General features: G+C 70.3%; 1 protein-coding gene and 1 pseudogene. Both read left to right on the forward strand.

Going from position 1 to position 2,421, the window contains the following annotated elements; genetic code table 11:
- Window positions 1–414 (forward strand): annotated as a pseudogene (locus I71_RS31420) (hypothetical protein); the annotation flags it as partial.
- A 317-nt stretch (window positions 415–731) separates the two neighbouring features.
- Window positions 732–2,421, forward strand: a 1,690-nt coding sequence (locus I71_RS36650; RefSeq protein ID WP_042703595.1) for a ChuX/HutX family heme-like substrate-binding protein, incomplete at its 3' end; no start/stop codon positions are given.

Genomic DNA, 2,421 nt, shown 5'->3' on the forward strand with positions numbered 1-2,421 from the left:
CAGCCCAATCTGAAGCAGATGGCGAGCTGGTCCGCCAAGGCCGAGGCGGGGCCCGGGGAAAAGGTGGCCGCATTTTTCGCCAACTTCGCACGCAGCGCACGCCATCCGAAATGGAAGGGCTGCGGCTTTCTGCGGACGACAGCGGAACTGGCCGCCCTGCCGGGCCATCCCGCAGTGAAGATCGGCACACGCCACAAGAGCGCCTTCGCCTCATGGCTCGCCGGCGAGCTGGAGCTTGCCGGCTTCGAAAGCCCCCAAGCCCTCGCGCGCCAGATCCTGCTGCTGCTCGACGGCGCCTTCTCCGCCTCGCTGGTGCATCGCGACGCCAGCTGGTTCGAGGATGCCGGGCAGGCCGCCCATGCCCTGGTCAGCGGCCATCCACGCAAGCCGGGCGGGTTGCCGGATCGCGGCTGACCGGCAACGGGACGCTCCGCTGCCTTCCCTTCCGCCCCTCCCTTCTGTCACTCGGGGCAGACGCTGCGAACCGGCGTCACACCCGGATCGGCGCGCGCCACCGACAGCGATATGGAGTGGGCGGCGCGGCTGATCCTGTCCGGCCAACTTCTCGGGTATCTGCCCGACCATTGCGCGGCTCCCTTCGCCCAGGCCGGAATTAATGCGGATTAATGATCCCCGCCTTGTCAATGATAATGACTATCATAATCATCTGCGGAAGTGCACCGCCCGGCGTCGCGCCAGCCCTTCCCCAGCCCTACCAAGAGATTTCTCCGATGCCCGACACCTTTCTGCCTTCCATCGAGGCTCCCGCCACCTCCAACGCCGCAACCGGCCTTCTGCGGCTGGAGGTGGATTGGCCCGCGGCCCTGTCGCGGCTCGACGCCCTCGGTCCGGTCCGGGTGGTCACGACCAACGGCGCCGTCATCCATGAAAAGCTCGGCCGGTTCGGCAATGTATCCGGCAACGGCCATGCCGTCATCGTGCTGAACCGCGACGTCGATCTGCGGATCTTCCCCCGGCACTGGCATCGAACCGCCCACGATCCGGCCGCCGGCGCCATCCTGGTCCATGACGCGGCCGGACGCCCGGTCCATGCCGTCCACCGCACGGCCGAAACAGACGCCACAGCCTGGACCGCTTTCCTGGAGGAACACCGCGCCGATGATGCGGCGGCGGTGACTCTGAACGACGGCGACCTGATCGGCAGCGACCTGGTCGGGCAGCCGGCGCAGACCGCCGCCACCGTCCCGGCCGACATCGATGTCGCCGGCCTGCGCGCCGCCTGGGCGGCGATGGGCGATGTCCATGAATTCCACGGGATGCTGAAGCGGTTCGGCGTGGCCCGTCTCGATGCCATGCGGCTGGCGGGCGGCGACTTCGCCCGCGAAATCCCCCTGGCGGCGGTGGCCGGGCTGCTCGGATCCGCCCGTGACGACCGGCTGGAGATCATGATCTTCGCCGGCAATGCCGGCTGCATCCAGATCCACACCGGCACGATCACCACGCTCCGGGCGGAGGGGACTCGACTGGACATCGACGACCCCGGCTTCCGCCTGACCTGCGACATGGCGCGCCTGTCCAGCGCCTGGGTGGTGTTCAAGCCAACCGGCAGGGGCGGCATCACCACCGTCGAACTCCTAAATTGCCCAGGGGGAAAATTGTTCGATCCCTCTGCGGCCAGCGTGACGAGGACAAACCGGAACGGACGGAATGGCGCCGGCTTGCCCGGTCGATGCCCGACCTGCCGGGCGTCGCCTGAGGTGCGGGAGCCGACGATGACGCGCATGGTCCCCCATCGCCTTCTGGCCTCCCATCGCCCCTTGGCTGCCCTCGCCCCCGCCATCGCCCTCGGCATCGCCGCCTGCCTGACGGCACCGGGCGCCGGGGCGGCGGACATGCGCCTCGTCACCATCGGGGCGCCCGTGACCGAACTGGCTTTCGCGCTGGGGGGCGGCGATGCGGTGGTCGGCCGCGATACCGTCAGCCGCCAGCCGGCCGCGGCGGCGGCGAAGCCCGATGTCGGCTATATGCGCACCCTGTCGGCGGAGGGGCTGATGTCGCTCGCCCCGACCCATGTGCTGGCCGTCGAGGGGGCCGGGCCGCAGGCGACCTTCGACCAGCTGCGCGCCATGGGCGTGACGGTGGAGATGGTACCGGAAGTCTCCAGCCCCGCCGGGCTGGAAACCAAGGTCGCCGCCGTCGCCCGTGCCCTGGGCCGCGAGGAGGAGGGCCGGCGCCTTGCCGCCGATTTGACCGGCCGGCTGTCGGCCCTGGCTGCCGAGGCCGAGCGGGCCGTCCGTTCCGGCGGCGCGCACGCGCGCATCCTCTGTCTGGTCGGCGGCGGCCCCGGCGGCCTGATGGCGGCCGGGCGCGGAACGGTACCGGACGCCCTCATCACGTTGGCCGGCGGACGGAACGCCATCGACAGCGACCGGGACTTTCCGCCGCTGTCGGCCGAATCCG

It is taken from the genome of Azospirillum sp. B506, from assembly GCF_000333595.1.
Lineage (GTDB): Bacteria > Pseudomonadota > Alphaproteobacteria > Azospirillales > Azospirillaceae > Azospirillum.